17 protein-coding genes are annotated in these 17,400 nt (G+C 65.4%); 12 read left to right on the forward strand and 5 right to left on the reverse strand.

Going from position 1 to position 17,400, the window contains the following annotated elements; all coding sequences use genetic code 11:
* Nucleotides 1-211: 211 nt before the first annotated feature.
* Entirely contained in the window at nt 212-1,093 is an 882-nt protein-coding gene (locus tag OV287_RS55825; RefSeq protein WP_267542624.1) for a hypothetical protein, read from the forward strand.
* 22 nt (nt 1,094-1,115) lie between these two features.
* Here the strand turns inward: OV287_RS55825 and OV287_RS55830 are convergent, their stop codons facing one another.
* From OV287_RS55830 to OV287_RS55850, 5 genes are all read right to left on the reverse strand, one after another.
* Nucleotides 1,116-1,343, reverse strand: a complete 228-nt coding sequence (locus tag OV287_RS55830) for a hypothetical protein (RefSeq protein ID WP_267542625.1) — start codon at nt 1,341-1,343, stop codon at nt 1,116-1,118.
* A 1,002-nt stretch (nt 1,344-2,345) separates the two neighbouring features.
* Entirely contained in the window at nt 2,346-3,665 is a 1,320-nt protein-coding gene (locus OV287_RS55835; protein WP_267542626.1) for an SMODS domain-containing nucleotidyltransferase, read from the reverse strand.
* Nucleotides 3,666-3,709: 44 nt separating this feature from the next.
* Nucleotides 3,710-4,012: an HNH endonuclease signature motif containing protein gene (locus OV287_RS55840; protein WP_267542627.1), complete on the reverse strand. Its 303-nt coding sequence runs from the start codon at nt 4,010-4,012 to the stop codon at nt 3,710-3,712.
* A 17-nt stretch (nt 4,013-4,029) separates the two neighbouring features.
* Nucleotides 4,030-4,335 (reverse strand): HNH endonuclease, encoded by a 306-nt coding sequence (locus OV287_RS55845; protein WP_267542628.1) that lies wholly within the window; start codon nt 4,333-4,335, stop codon nt 4,030-4,032.
* Nucleotides 4,336-4,546: 211 nt separating this feature from the next.
* On the reverse strand, nt 4,547-5,026 hold the full coding sequence (locus OV287_RS55850) for a helix-turn-helix domain-containing protein (protein WP_267542629.1): 480 nt from the start codon (nt 5,024-5,026) through the stop codon (nt 4,547-4,549).
* 874 nt (nt 5,027-5,900) lie between these two features.
* Here OV287_RS55850 and OV287_RS55855 point away from each other — a divergent pair.
* The 11 genes from OV287_RS55855 to OV287_RS55905 all read left to right on the forward strand — a co-directional run bounded on the left by OV287_RS55855 (nt 5,901) and on the right by OV287_RS55905 (nt 16,995).
* The gene (locus OV287_RS55855; RefSeq protein ID WP_267542630.1) at nt 5,901-6,122 is read left to right on the forward strand and encodes a hypothetical protein; all 222 of its coding nucleotides are present in this window, start codon (nt 5,901-5,903) and stop codon (nt 6,120-6,122) included.
* Nucleotides 6,123-6,328: 206 nt separating this feature from the next.
* A complete protein-coding gene (locus OV287_RS55860) occupies nt 6,329-6,742 on the forward strand; it encodes a single-stranded DNA-binding protein (RefSeq protein ID WP_267542631.1) in 414 nt (137 codons plus the stop codon).
* A gap of 92 nt (nt 6,743-6,834) precedes the next feature.
* Nucleotides 6,835-7,095 (forward strand): hypothetical protein, encoded by a 261-nt coding sequence (locus OV287_RS55865; protein WP_267542632.1) that lies wholly within the window; start codon nt 6,835-6,837, stop codon nt 7,093-7,095.
* A gap of 322 nt (nt 7,096-7,417) precedes the next feature.
* Entirely contained in the window at nt 7,418-7,567 is a 150-nt protein-coding gene (locus OV287_RS55870) for a hypothetical protein (protein ID WP_267542633.1), read from the forward strand.
* A gap of 267 nt (nt 7,568-7,834) precedes the next feature.
* Nucleotides 7,835-8,614 carry a ParA family protein gene (locus OV287_RS55875; RefSeq protein ID WP_267542634.1) on the forward strand — a complete coding sequence of 260 codons (780 nt, stop codon included), beginning with the start codon at nt 7,835-7,837 and terminating at the stop codon, nt 8,612-8,614.
* Nucleotides 8,607-9,710 carry a ParB/RepB/Spo0J family partition protein gene (locus OV287_RS55880; RefSeq protein WP_267542635.1) on the forward strand — a complete coding sequence of 368 codons (1,104 nt, stop codon included), beginning with the start codon at nt 8,607-8,609 and terminating at the stop codon, nt 9,708-9,710. Before OV287_RS55875 ends, OV287_RS55880 begins: the two co-directional genes overlap by 8 nt.
* Before the next feature lie 885 nt (nt 9,711-10,595).
* Nucleotides 10,596-12,593 (forward strand): type IV secretory system conjugative DNA transfer family protein, encoded by a 1,998-nt coding sequence (locus OV287_RS55885; protein ID WP_267542636.1) that lies wholly within the window; start codon nt 10,596-10,598, stop codon nt 12,591-12,593.
* Between the two features lie 54 nt (nt 12,594-12,647).
* Nucleotides 12,648-13,322 (forward strand): hypothetical protein, encoded by a 675-nt coding sequence (locus OV287_RS55890; protein ID WP_267542637.1) that lies wholly within the window; start codon nt 12,648-12,650, stop codon nt 13,320-13,322.
* 4 nt (nt 13,323-13,326) lie between these two features.
* Nucleotides 13,327-14,424, forward strand: a complete 1,098-nt coding sequence (locus tag OV287_RS55895; RefSeq protein ID WP_267542638.1) for a hypothetical protein — start codon at nt 13,327-13,329, stop codon at nt 14,422-14,424.
* An 81-nt stretch (nt 14,425-14,505) separates the two neighbouring features.
* A complete protein-coding gene (locus OV287_RS55900; protein ID WP_267542639.1) occupies nt 14,506-16,140 on the forward strand; it encodes an AAA family ATPase in 1,635 nt (544 codons plus the stop codon).
* Between the two features lie 3 nt (nt 16,141-16,143).
* On the forward strand, nt 16,144-16,995 hold the full coding sequence (locus OV287_RS55905; RefSeq protein WP_267542640.1) for an HNH endonuclease: 852 nt from the start codon (nt 16,144-16,146) through the stop codon (nt 16,993-16,995).
* Nucleotides 16,996-17,400 lie beyond the last annotated feature (405 nt).

Below are 17,400 nucleotides of genomic sequence, written 5' to 3' on the forward strand. Positions count from 1 at the left end.
GAGGAGCGCCGCCCGCCTTCCCTCGAAGGCCACCACGCCACGCCCCGCGCAGCCCGCCACCATCACCAACGCCGCCACCACTGCCAACGTCCTCGTCATTCGTGTTTACCTCCACCGCACGTGATTACGTGCGCGCATGTGATAACATGCGCTTGCCCGCAAGCAAACCCCACGGGCCGCCGGCCGCACGAAACGCGAGCAGCTCCCCACCATGACCACCGCCCCGCCGTTTCCCCTCGCCAGCACGCCCGTCCGCCGCTTCTTCCGCCCCGAGGACCTGCACGAGCTCTTCACCTACGGCTTCGAGACGCTCAACGTCTTCGACCACGCTCGGGCCCACCTGCCTCCCGAGGAGTACGCCGCCCGGTGGAGCGCCCTCGAGGAGCAGTTCGGCGACGTGCAGAGTGTGCTCCGGGAGATCGCCTTCCCCTCTCATGGGCAGGTCCTCACCAGCATGGAGCCGGGCCACTACCGCACCAGCTTCAACTACGTCGCCCACCGTCAGCGCGAGGCCGCCTTCGCCGTGGAGTTGCTCTCCGCGCAGACCTTCGGAGGCTTCACGCACGAATGGCTCGTCCGCTCCGCCCCGGCCACCCTTGGCCCCGCGCCCTGGGAGCACCTCCTCGCGGAGGCCCACTTGGCGCTCGGCCTGGAGCCCCTCACCGACATGGCAGCCCCCTCCGACGAGGAAGACCCAGAGCTTGCCGCCGCCTTCCTAATTGGCCTCATGCGCCAGGCGCTCGACAACCTCGGCTGCCTCGCCTCCCAACCCCTCTTCGCCCACGTGCGAAAGGAGCGGCCCGGCGGCGAGCTGCGCGAGGACCTGCTCGTCTTCGTGCGGCGCTGCCTCGCCTACGCCACCACCTACCGCTCCTCTTCCTCGCAGCCTGCGCGCCTCCTGAGCGCGGCGGGGCCCGCCCGTCTCGCTCTGCGTCAGGCCCTGGAGTCATGGAGCCCCAGCGAGGACCTGGCCGGCACCGCGGCCGCCTCGCTCACCCCGCTCGCCCGCTCCTGCCTGGAAGCGCTCGAACTCCACGCCCCCAACGGCGATTGGGATGCCTTCCGCGGGCGGAGTCCCGCTCAGGCCGCTTGACGTTCGCGCCCTGGAGGCTGCCCTAGCCAGTGATGGGACTCTGCAGCACGAACACCTGATGCGGCCCCGTCCGCACTCCGCGGTGCGCCAACACGTTCAGGTAGCGTGTTCGCTGGTGCCCCTCGATCAGCAGGAAGCGATCTCCTCGCGCGGGGCCCTCTCGACGCCGAATCCCACTTGGGGTCTCCAGCACCACGATTGGGTAGTCCCAGGTGCCCCGTAGGAGCGCGGCGACGGTCGGGTGCTTCACGATCCACGCGGTCGGAGTCGTCCCGGTCTGCCCGATTTCGTCGCAATGGTCTCCGCGCTCAAGTTAGAGTCGGGCGAGGAGGGGGCATGTCGCGATATCAATTTTCCAACGCGCAACGATACGCGATATTCTTGGTGCATGGCATGAAATGCTACCTGTGTGGGGTCCCACTCGACCTCACCTCGATGCAAGTCGACCACGTCGTGCCCGAGCACCTGCTCGAGACCCCCTCACTATTTGAAGCTGCCAAGTCAGCGCTGGGCCTCCCCGCTTCGTTTGACCTGAACTCGTTCGAAAATTGGATGCCGGCATGTGGCTCATGCAACGGGAAGAAGGCAGCGCTCCAATTTCGGCCTTCCCTTCTTATCCAGGCGGTAGTGCAGCGTCTCGCAGAGAAAGCCGACGAGGCTCGCCGGCTTTGCGACGAGGTCGTTAGCACCAGACGGGTGTCCATCGCGCTCAGCGACTTGGAACGCGCACAGGAGAGCGGCCGGAATTTCGACGGGCCGACACGGGAGCGACTATTGGCTCTTCTGGGATTTGCCGCGGAACGCGCGCTCGTGCCCAGGGGACAACCACTTCGTTTGACGCAGTCATTTCGGCTCGTGGCGACCACGGTGGAGGACGCAAGGCGTTGGGGTGCCACCCACTGGTCTATGCCCCCACGTGAGCCAGGTGAGCCAGCGCTGGTCGTACTGTTTCGGGCGGAGCGAGGTGAGTGCGTTGAATGTGGTCTGACCCAACGGGTCTTTCAGCCGATTAATCAGGAAGGTGGTGGCGATCCGATTTGCGACGCGTGCCTGTCGGCCCTGGATTGGATGCCCCCTGTGACCTTGGGAGATTTGCCCACCCACGTCACCCAGGCCTAAAGGCAGGTATTCGAGAAGATGAAGATAATGAAGAGGGGGTCCAAGAGCTGCCAACACAGCCCGAGGCCCCCCGTTCGACCCTCCCTGCCAAAACTGCGCAGCCCGGCCCTACGTTCCGCGCCGCCGTAGTCGCCTATTCCTGTCCACCACCCTCGCCTTCAATAGGCACACGAATTCGGTCGGTTGCGACGACGACGCCATTCTTGACGGCGACGCATTCCACGATGTGGTCCCCGTAGAAAATGCTGCTTTCAGTTCGCTCTAGATGGCCAGCATCCTCCAGGATTTGCCCTCGTATATTGTCCCGACGAATCGCCTCAGTCCCCCGGTTAAGGACTTTCCAGTAGAGCTTGAAGGGCTCGGGCACGTCGTGCCATTTGACGAAGAACCGCAGTGACCGCTTGCGCTGAAGTCGCAGGCGTTTGGCGAGCCGCTCAGTAAGCAGGAATTCGCGGAAGCCGTTCTGAGACACTTCGCACTCGAGCTCGATGTTGTATCGGACGTCGTAGGGAAAGCGGTCCTCGAAGAACTGCTCGGTATTCGTCGCGCGGTGGACACCATCCATGACGAGGGCCGACTTCTTGAGGTCTGCGGCGTCGGCCGGAAACCCGCGTCCGTAGACCTTCCGCCACTTCGCGTTCTGCGTCGACTTCCCCTCTGCCTCAATTGCCTTCAGGCAGAGTTCGTGCGCCTTCTTTGCCTTCTTCTGGAACTTCTTCTTGACCTTGACCTGCTGCTTGCTCCCAAGCGCCAAGAAGAACGCTTGGTCGGGGAGCTCAGCGAGATAGGCAAAAAAGTCACGACTCATCCAGTCGTAATACAAGAAGCTCTTGTCGTCATAGGCCTCCGTCGACTCGAGGAAGTTGTGAGCAAGGGTGTCGATGAGCAATCCGCCCATGCCGACACCGTGCTTGTTCTTCCATGCTCGCGCCATTTTTGCGAGGCGCCTGAGATTCCCGTTCTTCCGCTCGTCGACCTGGGACATCGCGTCGATTTCGTCGCGCGGCTTGGTGTTCTTCCAGCTCCCGCCCCCATAGGTGTCCGGGTACTTGAAGCTGCCGTCTTTCTCTTTGAAGACAGGCTGAACCTCAACGTGGAAGCTCTCGTAGAGTACACTGACGACGAGCCGGTCCACGCGAATGTCTGTCTTGGGGTAGCGGTCCTTGATCGCATTGCTCGCGGCGGTGAGCAGTTTGGACTGCCCGCCCTCTTCCTTGTAGTCGTCCCAGGAAGTGTCCGGCATGATGTAGAGCATGTCGAGGTCCGAAACGCCCCTAATCGCCGTTCCCCGGCCATACGAACCGACCTGCAGTCTGTTGTCGGTCTTCGACTCGGTATCGCGGAACTTCTTGTTCAACGCCGCCGTGATCTCCCCGTACCGCAGTGAGATTGTTTCGGCATTGTCGATCTGAACATTCGACAGGAATTCACTAAACGTTTCGCCCAGTCCCACCACTGCCTCCTACGGCATTCGACCCTTGAACCCCGCCACCACCGCTACTTCAAACGTCTGCCCGTGAAGTCCCGCTTCGCGTAGCAGTCTGCAGCCCAGTGCGTCGTACTGCCGCACTTGAAGCACGCGTCTGGCTTGCCGCCATGAAGGCGGCCATGCACCGCCCGGCTGACAACGACCAGATTCTCCGGCCGGTTGTTGTCCTTGTTCTCGTCGAGGTGATGCACCACCTTTCCTCGTCCGATAGGGCCTCCGACCTTCTTCTCCGCCACGCGACGGTGCACGTACTTCTCGCGCCCGTCGCTGTCGATAAACGTCTTGTACCCGTTCCTTCGCCGAAACCTCATATTTCCCCCGCCCGTTCCTACAGGCCCAACAGTCGCGCCAAGAAACCCTTCTTCTTCCTCGTCGGCACGTCGACGCCGCGCGCACGGAGCTCCGCCTTGAAGGCCCTCGCGTTCCGACCGCCCTTCTCCTGGTTGCAAGCAACGCAGGCCGCCGCGAGGTTGTTCAGGTGGTCGGTGCCCTGGTTGCGCCTCGAGCGCGAGTGGTCGATCTGCCACGCGCCCCGGCTCCCCGTCTTCCCGTGGTTCTTGATGGACAGTCTCTTGCCGCAGTAGCGGCACTTGCCCTTGTCCTTCTCGTACACCTCGTGCTTCCGATGACTCACACTCCCTCCCATCTCCTTCGTCGCTCATGCGACCGCGCTACGCGCGGTACACACGCCTGGTTGGCCGCTCACTTCGAGCTGGCTTGACGAAGGACATGCCTGATGGTTAGACCATCAGTGTTCGCGCAGTCTTCGTCACGCCGCTCAGGCCGAGCAGCTGTGGCCTCGGGGGGTCGGAGTTGCCGCTCCGACCCCTCATTCTTCGCTCCCGCTACTTCGCTCCCCCCTTCGACGTCTTCCGCACCACTCTCCGGACAGGGGCTGGAGCTGGCGTCGCCCTCGGCACTACTGGTGCCTGTGCCGCCGAGCTTGGCGACGCGGTTCTAGTTACCCGCACCACCGGGGCAGGCGCCTTCGCTTCGGCCGCTGTGGAAGCGCCCGCGCCTGAAGCCGTCGTCGGCGCCTTGTCGTCGGAGAACAGGTACTCAAGCAATTTGAAGAGGGCGAACAGACCGCCTCCGATCAGCAGTGCGCCTCCAAGCGTCGTCTTCAATGCCTCGAGGCCCCCTGTCGCCCGCGCCTGCTGCATCGCCGCGAGAATCCGCGCCGCGTTGGGATCCACCTTCACCTCACCCTCACCTTCCGTCTCCCACCGATAGAGCGTCGAGGGGTTGACTCCGAGCAACGTGGCGAACGCACCCGAGGTCATCCCGAGCTCTGTGCGCAGTCCCTTAATTTCGTCGCCCGTCATCCCGTTGTCTCCAACCTCTCCTGTAGGCCCTTGCGCCAGCAGTTGCGGGCGCTCGTGCATATGCAAGGGCGCACACTATCAGGAACTGAACGGCCGTCAAGCGGTGGCGGGAGCCATTCCCCGTGAGGACTACGAGCCTCCTTCCCCGTCTGAGGACCGGCCGGACAGGCAGCAGCAGAAGAAAAAGCAGGAGGGGGGCACGAACCGTTTGCGCCAGCCCGGCACAGCCCGAGGCCCCCCGGTCGGACCGCAGGAGTCCCTCCGTCGCGGGCCCGCTGCCGCCAGCGGTCCCCCGCCCCATGGACACGGGCAAGCCCGTGAAGGAGAGGACGGGTCCCCCCCGCCCCGTCCTCGTCTCCATAGGCGCGGCCACACGCGACAGACCGCGTCAAGGCGCTGGTACTGCTCGGCCTTGACCCGGCCCGTCTACGTGCGGCTCGCGTAGAGCACCCCTTCCCCGCTGCTGCGGGGAATGGTTTTGGCACCATTCGCCCGGGGGGCTCTGTAACTGCTCCGGACCTCGCGCGGCCCTTCGCGGACTCCCGTTGGTCGTCTTGGCGCAACGGCGCACGCCTCCTCTAGACGCCCGCGTTGGTTGCGCTCCTCACGCGCACAACTTCCTGAGGCCCGCCTGGGATAACTGCGCCAGGCCCTCCTGGCAGGGGCCTCCAACCGATGCTCGCTTCTCCCCGACCGGCCGCCATAGCGTCTCTCGTCCTTCGTCACTTCTCTTCAACTCCCTGCCGGTCATGCGCGAGCGCACGCGCGACGGCGCGGGCGACGGCGCCGCGTACTTCCGGCCCGGTGTCGTCCTGGACCGGCGCGTCTCCCTGTCCGCTTGAGCCATCGCCGGTCGCCGCTTCGCCATTCCCCCATGCTGGGCGACAGCAGTCTCCTCGTACTGGAGGCCTCGGGCACTTACGAGGACGCCGCTGACGCCTTCTTCTTCTCCGAGCCCCGGACGCCCGCGATGGACTACGCCCGCGAGGGCGAACTCTTCATGCCCGACGTGGCGCAGCTCCTCGAGCTGGCACTCCGCCGCGCTGCCCTACCTGCCCCGCCACAGGGCGAGGCCCTCGCCCTCAGACTGACGTAGCTCTCCTCGGCGGGCCCGCCTCTTCGGGGGCTCGCACCGCAACCGGGCGGGCACCCTCTCCGGGTGGCGCACCGCCCTCTCTCTGCCCACCATTGAGCGTGGGGCGCACGTAATCACGTGCGCATGAGCCACGCCGTGCCCGGACGGCTGGCCGCCCCTGCAATAGCCCCGGGACTCACTCTCGTACCTGAAGAGGGCGGACTCTTATGGCTGGTGGCGTCAACAAGGTCATTCTCATTGGCAACCTCGGGGCGGACCCCGAAGTGCGCTTCACCCCGGGCGGACAGGCAGTAGCCAACTTCCGCATCGCAACGAGCGACACCTGGACGGACAAGAACGGCCAGAAGCAGGAGCGCACCGAGTGGCACCGAATTGTCGTGTGGGGCAAGCCCGCTGAGAACTGTGGGGAGTACCTCAAGAAGGGCCGTCAGGTATACGTCGAGGGACGGCTCCAGACGCGCGAGTGGACGGACAAGGAGAACCGGAAGAACTACACCACCGAGGTGGTGGCCCAAACCGTCACCTTTCTGGGGCCCAGGCCCGACGACGCCCACTCCGACGCTGGCGCTCCTCCGCAGGGCGCCGAGCCGCCCCCTCCGGAGGACGACATCCCCTTCTAACCCCTCCGCTCAGTCGGCCGCTGACTCCGTGGCGGCGATCTGCCAGCGTCTCCCGTGGGCCCCGGCACTCCTGGGGCCCGCCCCTCCCTCCCATGACTACACCTCCGCAAGAGGCCCCGCCGCAGCTCCTCACCGACGAACAGAAGGCCGAGCAGTACGCACGGCAGATCCGCGAGCACCTGGAAGCCGCCATGAGGCTCGCCACCGACGCGCAGCAGCTCGCTCTCCACCATCAGCACAACGAGGCCGCGCGCCGCTACGGCCAGGTCTTCAAACACGCCGACTTCGCCAAGACGAACCTCGGCCACGCAGAGACGGCTGACCTACGTGGCTACCGCAACACCGAAGAGTAGCGCAGCACCGCCGCCCCCTGGTCCCGGCTCCTCCCGCAGCATCACCGCCAGGCCTCCTGGTAGAGGCCACCCACCGCGCCCACCGCCTCTGCCGCGCCCTCCCCTCCCCCGCTCGTCCTGGAACTCGCCCCAGCGTGCCGACGCGGTGCCGGCCATGGCGAAGGTCGCGGGCAGGGCGAGCATGACCTCATCCGCTTCGTGCTCGAGGACCGCGCGAAGACCGAGGGCCGAGGGCCGGGTGGAGGGCGGACACCCCTGCTGTCCCTCCGACACCCCGCAGCGCCGCGGCGGACTTGCGTCGGCGCTGGCGAGGCCACCGCCCATGACGAAGGACGCACCGCTCGAAGAACTGAGGAACACCGCGACCACTGTCGCCCACGCGAAGGCCGCCATCGACGACAAGCGCGACGAACTGCTGGCGGAGACCGGCAATGCGCTCGAACTGGTGCTGGCCGCCGTCCGGATGGGGTAAGGCGACTGGACGCGGAGCTAGGAAACGTGCGCGCTTTCCTCCAGGTTCTCGGGCCCCTCCAGCCTGCTCGCGTGAGCAGTTGGCGCCTACTTCGAGGGCGCCACCGCACGCGAAAACCCGCACGCTTCGTGCGACCTGTCACGTCGGGCCCGAGTAGGGCAGGGCACCGACCGTAAACGCATGCTTGCCTCGTTGACCCCTCGGCGAGCGAAACCGTATAAGACTTGCACGCTCGCTACCCCTACAACTGCCTCGAAAGGGTGCCCAATGACTCGTAGGGCCCGTCGAATCTGCATCGCCAACAACAAGGGCGGTGTGGGTAAGAGTACCACTGCCATCAACCTTGCCGCCGTGCTTGCTCTTCGCGGCCTCCGCGTCCTCCTGGTGGACTTCGACCCGTCCGCGGGCGCCAGCATCTTCCTGGGCCTCGCCGAGGAGGTGCGTGAGGAGCACGCCCCGCTCTACACCGTGGTGGAGCTGCTGGAGGGAAAGCCCTTCACGCCTCACAAGTACCCCCACGTCCCGGGCCTGGAACTGCTGCCATCGAGCACGCGCCTGTCGCACTACGCCCAGAAGCTCGACCAAGACCCCCGCGGGCACTTCCGCCTGTCCGACGCGCTCGACACGCTCAGCGCTGACTACGACTACATCATCTGCGATAGCGCCCCCACGCTCGGTATCCTGATGATCGGCGCCGTCGTGGCCTGCCCCGAGGTGGTGGTGCCCGTGCAGCTCGACATTGGCACCCTGCCGATGACGGTGGAGTTCAACGACTTCGTGGTGCGACTCAAGCAGAATGCTCAGCCCACGCTGCGCGTTCTCGGGGTCCTGCCAACCTTCAATGAAACCAGCTCGTCCACCCCCCGAGCGATGCTCCAGGCCCTGCGGGGCCTGTTCCAGAGCCGGTTGTTCTCGACTTCTATTCCCCGCCTGCGCGCGATAGGGGACGCGCACGGCAACGGCCGCCCCGTGGTGCTTGCACAGCCCAAGAACAAGGGCGCGGTCCAGTACACCAGTTTCGCAGAGGAGGTCATCCGTCGTGCCTGACAATTCCCAGTTGCTTGCCCGCGTCACCGCGAAGGGCCCGCTCCCCACGGGGGAGGAGACCACCGAGGCCAAGCTCGTCAAGATTCCGGTCGAGAAAATCAAGGTCAGCCCCTTCCAGCCGCGCAAGCACTTCTCGGAGGAGCGGCGGGCCGAGATGCGCGAGAGCCTCCGCTCCCAGGGCCTCCTCGAGCCCGTCACCTTGGAGCCGCACCCGAAGGAGCCCGGCACCTTCATCCTCATCAGCGGCGAGAACCGCTGGCGCGGCCACAAGGACCTCTTGGCGGAGACGGGAGACCAGAAGTGGGCCTCCATTCTCTCCATCGTCCGCCCCGCGTCCCCTCCAGGCAAGGGCCGTGCTCAGGCCCTCGTGGCGAACCTCCAGCGGCAGGATCTCACGCCCCTGGAGGAGGGTGACGGCTACGTTGCGATGCGCGACGAGGACGGCCTCTCTGTGGAGCAGATCGCCAAGGAGGTGGGCCTCGGCGTGGACCGCATCGAGCGCTGCATCCGCATCGCCACCGGGCCGGACTCGCTGCGCGCGGCCATGGAGCAGGGCCTCCGCGTCCCGAAGCTCGACGCCGAGGGCAAGCCCGAGGTGAAGCGCAATCCGGGGGACGGGTCCGTGAAGATGCAGGCCATCCAGACGGCGAAGGGGGAGAAGGAGATTCCCGAGCCCGTTCTGGTTGTTCGCGTCATCCGCGAGCTCACCATCGCCGAGCTGCTGGCGGGCCTCTACAACCACATCCTCCGCGGCGCACCCAAGGGGCGCGACCCGAAGGTGTGGGCCGAGCGGGAGTTCCGTCCCCACCTGGAGCACGTCCTCATGCACGACATGGAGAAGCGTCGTGTGGCCGAGTACGTGAAGCGGGTGAAGACGGGAGGGAAGGGGGCCGCGAAGGCGGAGAAGGCGGCCGACGAGGCCAAGGCTCCAAAGGTCGCCGCGCTCCCGAAGGGGACGCCATTCGTCAGCAGCGAGCGGCAGCTCGTCATCCAGAAGGACGCGCTCGGCGACCTCAGCCCCGCGCAGCGCTCGGCACTTCGCTCCGAGCTGGAGGCTCTCCTGGCCACCCTGCGCGAGGACGCCGCGGCGGCCTGACCCCCCGCGGCGTCGGGCCCTGGGCCCGCCGCCCCGCGGCGCCCGGGCGGTCGAGGCTTAGATCCTCCCGCCACGTCCCACCGAAACTCCGAGCAGAGTCCGGACGGCGCCAAAATGGCGGAAGGGGAGGGAAGGGGAGACCTAGCAGAGCGGGGGCGACTCGTCGCCCCAAGCAAACGCTAGGGGAGGGCGCCGGAGGCGGCGCCCAGGGTGGAGGTGGCGGCACCCCCACGCGCCGCCCGAAGCTGTCTGGAAGAGGCATCAGTCGGGCAGGGTTTGGACTCCTTCGGTGCGCCGGATGGTGCAGAAGGAGTCACCGGCCCGCGGGCCTCCAAGTGTGTTAGAAGCCGCACGCCAGCGTCGGCATTAGGGGCGCAGGAAGCCGCGCCCCAAGGCGGAGGTGGTGCCACCTCCGCATCGCGCCACTGGCGGCCCAAGGGGGCCTTCCGGGCACGTTTTAGGCTCCTTTGGCGCACCGGTGCGGTGCGGAAGTCACCACCGGCTCTAAGCCTCCGACTTTACACGGGAAACCCGCGAACGCAGTGCGCTGACGCGGCACTTTGTGGGGCCCGCGAGCGGGCCCAACGAGGCTTCCAGACGGGGCGGTCCCCACGTGGAAGCCTCGAATGTGTGTAAGTTGCTGGAAATACTAGCCGTTTCCGGCGTCGTAGTTTGCCAGATGGCTGTGTGCATTACCGACAAAACCCCCTCTGTTCCCCCTTCCTACCTAGCACCGCAGCCATCTGACACACCTAGCAACTTACACACACACAACTAGAGCAGGCGGCTTCAGCGACTCCGTAGCACCGAAACCGCAGATTGACCGACCTGGCACCGCTCGATACGAGGCCAGTCCGAAGAAGGGTAGGGGGAAGGAAAAAAGGAATGAGCCAGCCCGCACAGCAGTCCGTCTCCACACCCAGCGCCACCAACACAGCAGGAACCTTCGGGCTCCTCCTGGCGACCCTGGGCGTTCTCATTGCGGCCGGCATTCAGCGACTCCCGGCAGGCACGCTGGACAAGGTCCTCGCGCGAAACATCCACGTCGTCTTCTATGCCGCTGGGCTCCTCGTGGTGCCCATCCTCGTCATGGGCCTGGGCGACTTCCTCCGCGTGAGCAAGCGCAGCTACCGGCCGCCCTCGCTCCGCGTCCAGGCAGCCCGAAGCGGCCTCTACGGGTGCCTCCTGGCCACCGCCCAGGCCCTCACCGCATTCGGGCTAAACCCGCGTCCGCTCGCCGACCTCGGGCGCCTCGGCTGGTGGGCCCTCACGCCGCTCGCGTTCGCCGGCGCCTACGCCGCCTGCTTCTGGCCACTCCTCTTCTGGCCCCGCGTCTTCAAGGTGCGAGAGCTGCCGCCCTTCGCGACCAAGGCCAAAGCGCTCCTCTTCACCAACGACTTCATCATTGGGAAGAGGGGAGGGGAGTGGAACACGCTCGAGGGGGACCCGGACTGGGAGATCATCCCGGAGCTCGCCATGTTCACCAACATCTACTGCCTCGGCGGCATCGGCTCCGGGAAGACGCACACCGTCGTCAAGCCGCTCTTGGAGCAGGCTCTCTTCAAATGGCCCGGGGACGGCGAGGTGGAGTACAGAACGCCGGAGGGTCGGACGACGAAGATGAGCGCCCGGCGGATGCGCAACGCCCTCTTCATCCTGGACGCCGCCAAGGGCAACATGGCGCAGGACCTCATCATCCCCCGGGCCCGGGCCGCGGGGCGCCTCGACGATGTGCTGATCATCTCGCCCGATGGAGTCCAGGCCGTTGGCCGCGAGCCCACCGAGGACGAGCGGGCCTTCCAGGAGCGCCTGGTCAGCTTCAACCCGCTGGCCAACGGCAGCCCCCAGGCTCTCGCCGTGCGGCTCGTCTCGGCGCTCACCGTCATGAGCAACCAAGAGCCCAACTCCTACTACCTCAAGATGCAGACGGAGTTCGCCTCCAACGCCTTCGCCATCCTCCACGAGACGCTCGGGGCAGGGCGCTACACCCTGCTCGACCTCTGGCGCTTCGTCTGCGAGGAGGACTTCCAGACGGAGCTGCTCGAGCAGGCCCGGCCCGGCAACTCCATCGCCTACAGGTGGTTCTCCCAGCAGTGGGCGAAGGAAGACCCGCGCGAGCGGATGATGCTCACCAAGGGCTTCCGGGCCGACTTGACGCAGTTCGTCAGCGACGAGATGCGCCCCACCTTCTGCCAGGCCGACGCCACGTTCCCCGGATGGAAGTGCCTCACCGAGGAGGGGAAGATCGTCATCTTCAACATGAACCCCAACCGCTGGGGGACGCTTGCCCGGGCCCTGGGCGTCTTCCTGATGATGGACTTCCAGGACTTCATGCTGGCCCGCTCAACGCCTGCCTTCAAGCTGGCGGGCGGCAACAACGACCGGCTCGTCCTGTGCCTCGCGGACGAGGCGTGGTTCTACATGAATGAGAAGTGGGCGGAGTTCACCAGCGTCAGCCGTGAGGCCCGCTGCTGCACCATCGCCCTGCACCAGGGCCTCGCACAGATTCCGGAGAAGTACCGGCCCACCATGCTCGGCAACCACCGCACCTGGGTGATGCTCGCCGTCAACGATAGTCTCACCACCCAAACCCTCTCCACGGAGCTCGGCACCTACCAGACGGTGCGAGCCTCCCGCTCCGAGGCTTCGGGCTACCAGGGCGTCGAGCGCGGGCTGCTGGTGGACGACATGACGGCCAAGGCCGGCGGCGAGTCGCGCAGCGTCTCCGTCTCCTACGCCGACGTGGAGCTGCCGCGCTTCACCCCTGACGCCGTGCAGAGCCTCCAGAAGTGGACGGCCGTTGTCCGCATCTTCGACGGCGACCAGCTCCGGCCGCCGCGCCTCGTCTCCTTGCTCCCCGGCCATCTCAACAAGCTGGGCTGAGCCATGGTGAAGCCCCCTCTCCCGACACCCACGTCCCCTCGCGAGCGAGCCGTCTTGGATTGGATTGCTCGCGCGGGCGTCGCCGACTTCGACCGGATTGTGGATAGGTTCTTCCGCGCCGAGCACGAGACGCTCTCGGACGCCTCCCCGCGCGCCGAGGCCGCGCTCAAGCGCCTGACGGCTAAAGGCTATCTCAATGCTCGCTCGCTTGTCTTGAATGGCGCGAAGGCGCCGACGACGGCCAAGCCAAACCCTCGCGCTCGGCACCACGTCCTGCGAGCCTACAGCCTCACAGCACGCGCGAGTGAGAGCCTGGAGCTGCCGCCGCCGCCCCGGCTGCGCGAGAGCTTTGGCGAGCACCACCTGAAGACTCTCGACGCACTCGACAATCTTGAAAGGCAGCACCGGGCAGCAGGCAACCAGGTGTTAGGCTTCAAAATGGAGACGCAGCTCATGAGTGAGCGCTTCGAGGGGAAGGACTTCCGCGCCCGAGCCGCCAGGACTCAGGAGGTCACCTCGAAACTGCCGGACGCCCAGCTCGCCATCCAGCGTCCCGATGGCAGCGTGCAGCAGGTGAATGTCGAGTACGTCTCCGCGAAATACTCCAACCAGATGATCCGCGAGAAAGCCACCGCTTGGACGGGGCAGCCCACGGTGTGGGCTGTGCCCAACCAGGCCACCGCGGAGCGCGTCCTCGCAGTGACAGGTCAACTCGCCGTCCTCGTCTAACCCCATGACCACCGCCCCCGTCCGCCGCCCTGGCCCCCGAGCCACCGTGCCCGAGGTTGCACCCGAGGAGCTGCGCCTCTTCCGGCGCCTGCAGCGCCTTCGCGTGGTGACGCCCTTTCAGGCCCACTGGCTCGTCGAGCACTTCAACGAGCTGAACCCCGACACTGGCAGGGGCCGCACCGAGCGCAACACGAGGATGCGCCTCCAGCGCCTCGAAAAGGAAGGCTTCCTCAAACAAGCCCTCACACACCCGGAGCGAGGCGGCTACTCGGGTGTCTACTACTGGCTCGGAGGTAAGGCCCTGCGCGTCCTCGGTTGTCCGGACGAGAAGAGCCTGCTCCGCCCGCCGCCCGTCCACGTCCTGCGCTACCTGCTGCTGCGCAATGACGTCTACGCCCGGGCCCGCTCCGAGGGATGGCACGTCATCAGCCCCACGCTCTCGTCGGAAGACCTTCATCCCAAGCTCCTCGAGCGCGTGAATGGCTATGTCACCCGGCACCTCGAGAAGCGGGTGAAGCAGTACCCGCGAGGCGGGTGGGCGGACACCCTGCGTGACTGGCAGCGCGCCATGCCGACGAGCCTCCGGTTCGACTGGCTCCTCAAGCAGGACCAGGTGAGCAACAACGAAACGCTCGTCCTCGTGGTTGTGGATGACCCGCGACGGGCCATCCTCGCCCCGAAGCCCGGCGCCAAGCCGAAGGCTCCCCTCAAGCTGCCCACGACGCCCTGCGCGAAGTGCGGCACGACTGCCTGGGCTTTGTGCCGGGACGGCCGCGCGGACTTCCAGTGCACAACCTCCGGTTGCGGCGCGGCCGCTCGCCGCCCACAGCCCGCTCCCGCCCAGTCCGAGGGCCTTCCGCGCTACCTCCCCGACGTGGAGCTCCTTCTACGCGACCCCACGAGTCGCTGGAACCCGGCCACCGGCGAGCTCGACCACGTGAGCCCGCGGCTCCGTCAGTGGCGGCGGTTCTTCGAGAAAAGGAATCAGAAGGACCTTCTTGCCACCGACACGCGCTTTCCGGACCTTTGGGCTGAGAAGACGCGGGTACCCACGTCCCCCAGCTCCGGCGCCTTAAGTCGTCCCGCTATTAAGAGCGCCTAGAGGGGGAGGGGAGGGTAGGGCGCCGCGTGGGCGAAAATAGGCTACGCTCGCTCGGTCGTCCCTTTGATTTTGAGGCGCGCGATGCTCTTCACCGTAGTGAGTTCCCTCGGTTCTTATGCGCCTGGCAACGAGCAGGCGATTCTGATCCGCAACGACTGGGACGACTGGTTCACGTTCGAAACCACCTTCGTGTTGGTGGTCGTCGACATCCACGGGAACCAGCATCACGCCGGCCGAGTGAAGATCGGGGAGTTCGCCCAAACGTCGCGTAGGCCGAGCGTGCTTACGCAGTTCGAAGCTCTCGACTCCGGCTTCTTTTCCTTAGGACAAGACGAGGACTACTACGAGACGCTTAACACCTTGGATTCGTCCCTTCGCGACCGCATCCTGAGCGGGCTACGGGATGTTGCTCTGGACCTATCGCTATTTGAACGTGCGAAGAACGAGCGTGTGATGACCGTCTCGTTGATGCGCTCCGTAGCAGAGGAGTCAGTGCGAGGCCGCTTCCATCGGCTGGCCCGAGGCGACGCGGAGCTCACGCCCTTCAACCTAGTCTACGCGTTCCCCAACTCTATAGGGGCCGAAGGGACCGAGGCCTCACCGCTCGAGCTGTCCTTCGACGTTGTGCCCGACTCCATGCCCCCGACGAACGTTCATGTTCTGATCGGCAGGAATGGAGTCGGAAAAACGAGTTGCTTGAATCGCATGACGCGCGCGCTCGTGGAGCAGGGCGCCGATCCAGGAGACGTCGGGTCGTTCTTGTCGGTGGATAAGGGCGGAGGTCTGCTTGCGAGCGTCGTGTCGGTCTCATTCAGCGCCTTCGATCCCTTCGACCCCTTGGTCGCGACGAGGGGGAGGCCCCATGTCGTCCCATACTGGTACATCGGGCTAAGGCCAAATCCCCCCGTACCTGCAGAGAGCCCTCCGACTCAATCTCCACGTCCCACACGACGCGTGCGCAGGCCTCATCCTCCCGTGTCCAAGCTTCCCCCCAAAGCTCCTGCCGACTTGGTGGAGGACTTCGTTAACAGCGTCGGCGTGTGCCGTGAAGGGATGCGGGCCATCCGCTGGCGCAGCGCCCTTGAAGCCCTCGAATCAGATCCGCTCTTCAAAGAGGCGGAAGTGGCGCAGCTCGCGGATGATGAGGAAGTGGCGCAGCTCGCGGATGATGATGATGGCCCGGACTGGAAAAGCCGTGCTAGGTCCCTCTACAAGAATCTGAGTTCCGGCCACAAGATCGTGCTTCTCACCATCACGCGCCTAGTCGAGACGGTGGTGGAGCGCACCCTGGTTTTGCTCGACGAGCCCGAGGCTCATTTGCACCCGCCTCTCCTTGCGGCTTTTGTGCGAAGCCTGTCGGACCTTCTCATTCAGCGGAATGGCGTTGCGATCATCGCTACCCATTCGCCAGTTGTGCTCCAGGAGGTACCCAAGACCTGCGTCTGGCTTCTTCGTCGATCCGGTCAGGAGGTCCGCGCTGAGAGGCCCGAAAACGAGACGTTCGGAGAGAACGTGGGCGTTCTCACGCGCGAGATCTTCTCCTTGGAGGTGACGCAGTCCGGCTTCCACAAGCTTCTGCGGGATGCTGTCGCAGACTCACCTGGCTACGAGTCCATTCTGGAGCGCTTCGGGAATCAACTGGGTGCCGAGGCGCGTGCCATCGCACGTGGGCTCATTGCTGCTCGCGACATGACCGACTCCTCGGATGAGGCGTGACCCGTGCGCAAGCTCGCAAAATTGACCGAAACCGCCGGTGATGTGTTTCTCCTCTGTGTTAGCGGCGAGACCGATCCAGGCCTGAAGGCTCGCTTGACGAGCGTGAAGCCAAGTATCGATGCCGCTGCTGCGCTATACGAGGCCGCCGCCACCGCTGGTTCCCTCCACACATTGCCTATGAGCGTCGGTGTCGCCGGCCTCGTCACAAAGGACGAGATGACGGCCCTCTACACCGACAGAATGTCGAAGCATAAGTCCCCTGGGCGGAGCATCTACAACAAGCTGATGCTCCTGCCAGCGCGCGGCGTATGCCCCTTGTGCGGTGCGCACAAGGTGTCGACCCTGGACCACCATCTTCCGAAGGCTAAGTTCTCGCCGTTGGCAGTAGCTCCGTCCAACCTGATCCCGGCCTGCCGCGACTGCAACACGACTAAGCGCACCGCGCGTCCGACAACAGCGGGCGAACAGACATTTCACCCTTACTTCGACGATTTCGGGCAGGACCGCTGGCTCTACGCCGATGTGATTCAGTCAGCTCAGCCTGCAGTTCGGTTCTATGTCCAGCCCCCTCCGGGTTGGACCCAACTCAAAGCCGACCGCACGCAGTCCCATTTTGATGCTTTCGGGCTTGGAGCGACCTACGCGACGCTCGCCGCTCAAGAGTTGGTGAACATGCGTTACCGCCTAATGACGCTGTACGGACACGCCAAGGAGCAGGCGGTCCGTTCTCACCTCACGGAGGAGGCAATCAGCCGGGAAGTGGCCGACCGGAACTCGTGGCAGACGGCGCTGTACCGCGCGCTCAGCGACAGCACTTGGTTCTGCACTCAGGGCTTCCCCTTGATTCCGATTTGAGTAGTGGCCCCTGGAGGCGCTACCCACCGGTTGCGTTCACCTCGGTACCCGGTGCTCGGTGAGAGTCGCCACTTCTGGCGCGTGACCATCCTTACGAGTGCAGACCTAAGCCTCCTCAGCGGATCGCCCGGTGAGGCGAGTTGACATAATCAGTATTAGCAGACCTTCTGTGTTGGTCGGTGATGATAACCGGAACTGCGACCCCCTGTCCAGCCGGCGCATTCTCAACCGGTGGTCTCGCTGCACCAGCGCGAAAATGAGGCAACTCAGGCCTACTGCGGAGAACGGAAGTCCTGCACCCCGTGCACTCGGTCACGCGAACCATCAGCGCTGGCCTGCCCTGGCCCTCGAATGAACGGGACCACATTCCCACCATGAGTTATTCTTCGCCTCGACTCATAACGG

Origin of the sequence: Archangium lansingense (genome assembly GCF_026626635.1) — a bacterium.
In the GTDB taxonomy this organism is placed as follows: Bacteria; Myxococcota; Myxococcia; order Myxococcales; family Myxococcaceae; genus Archangium; species Archangium lansingense.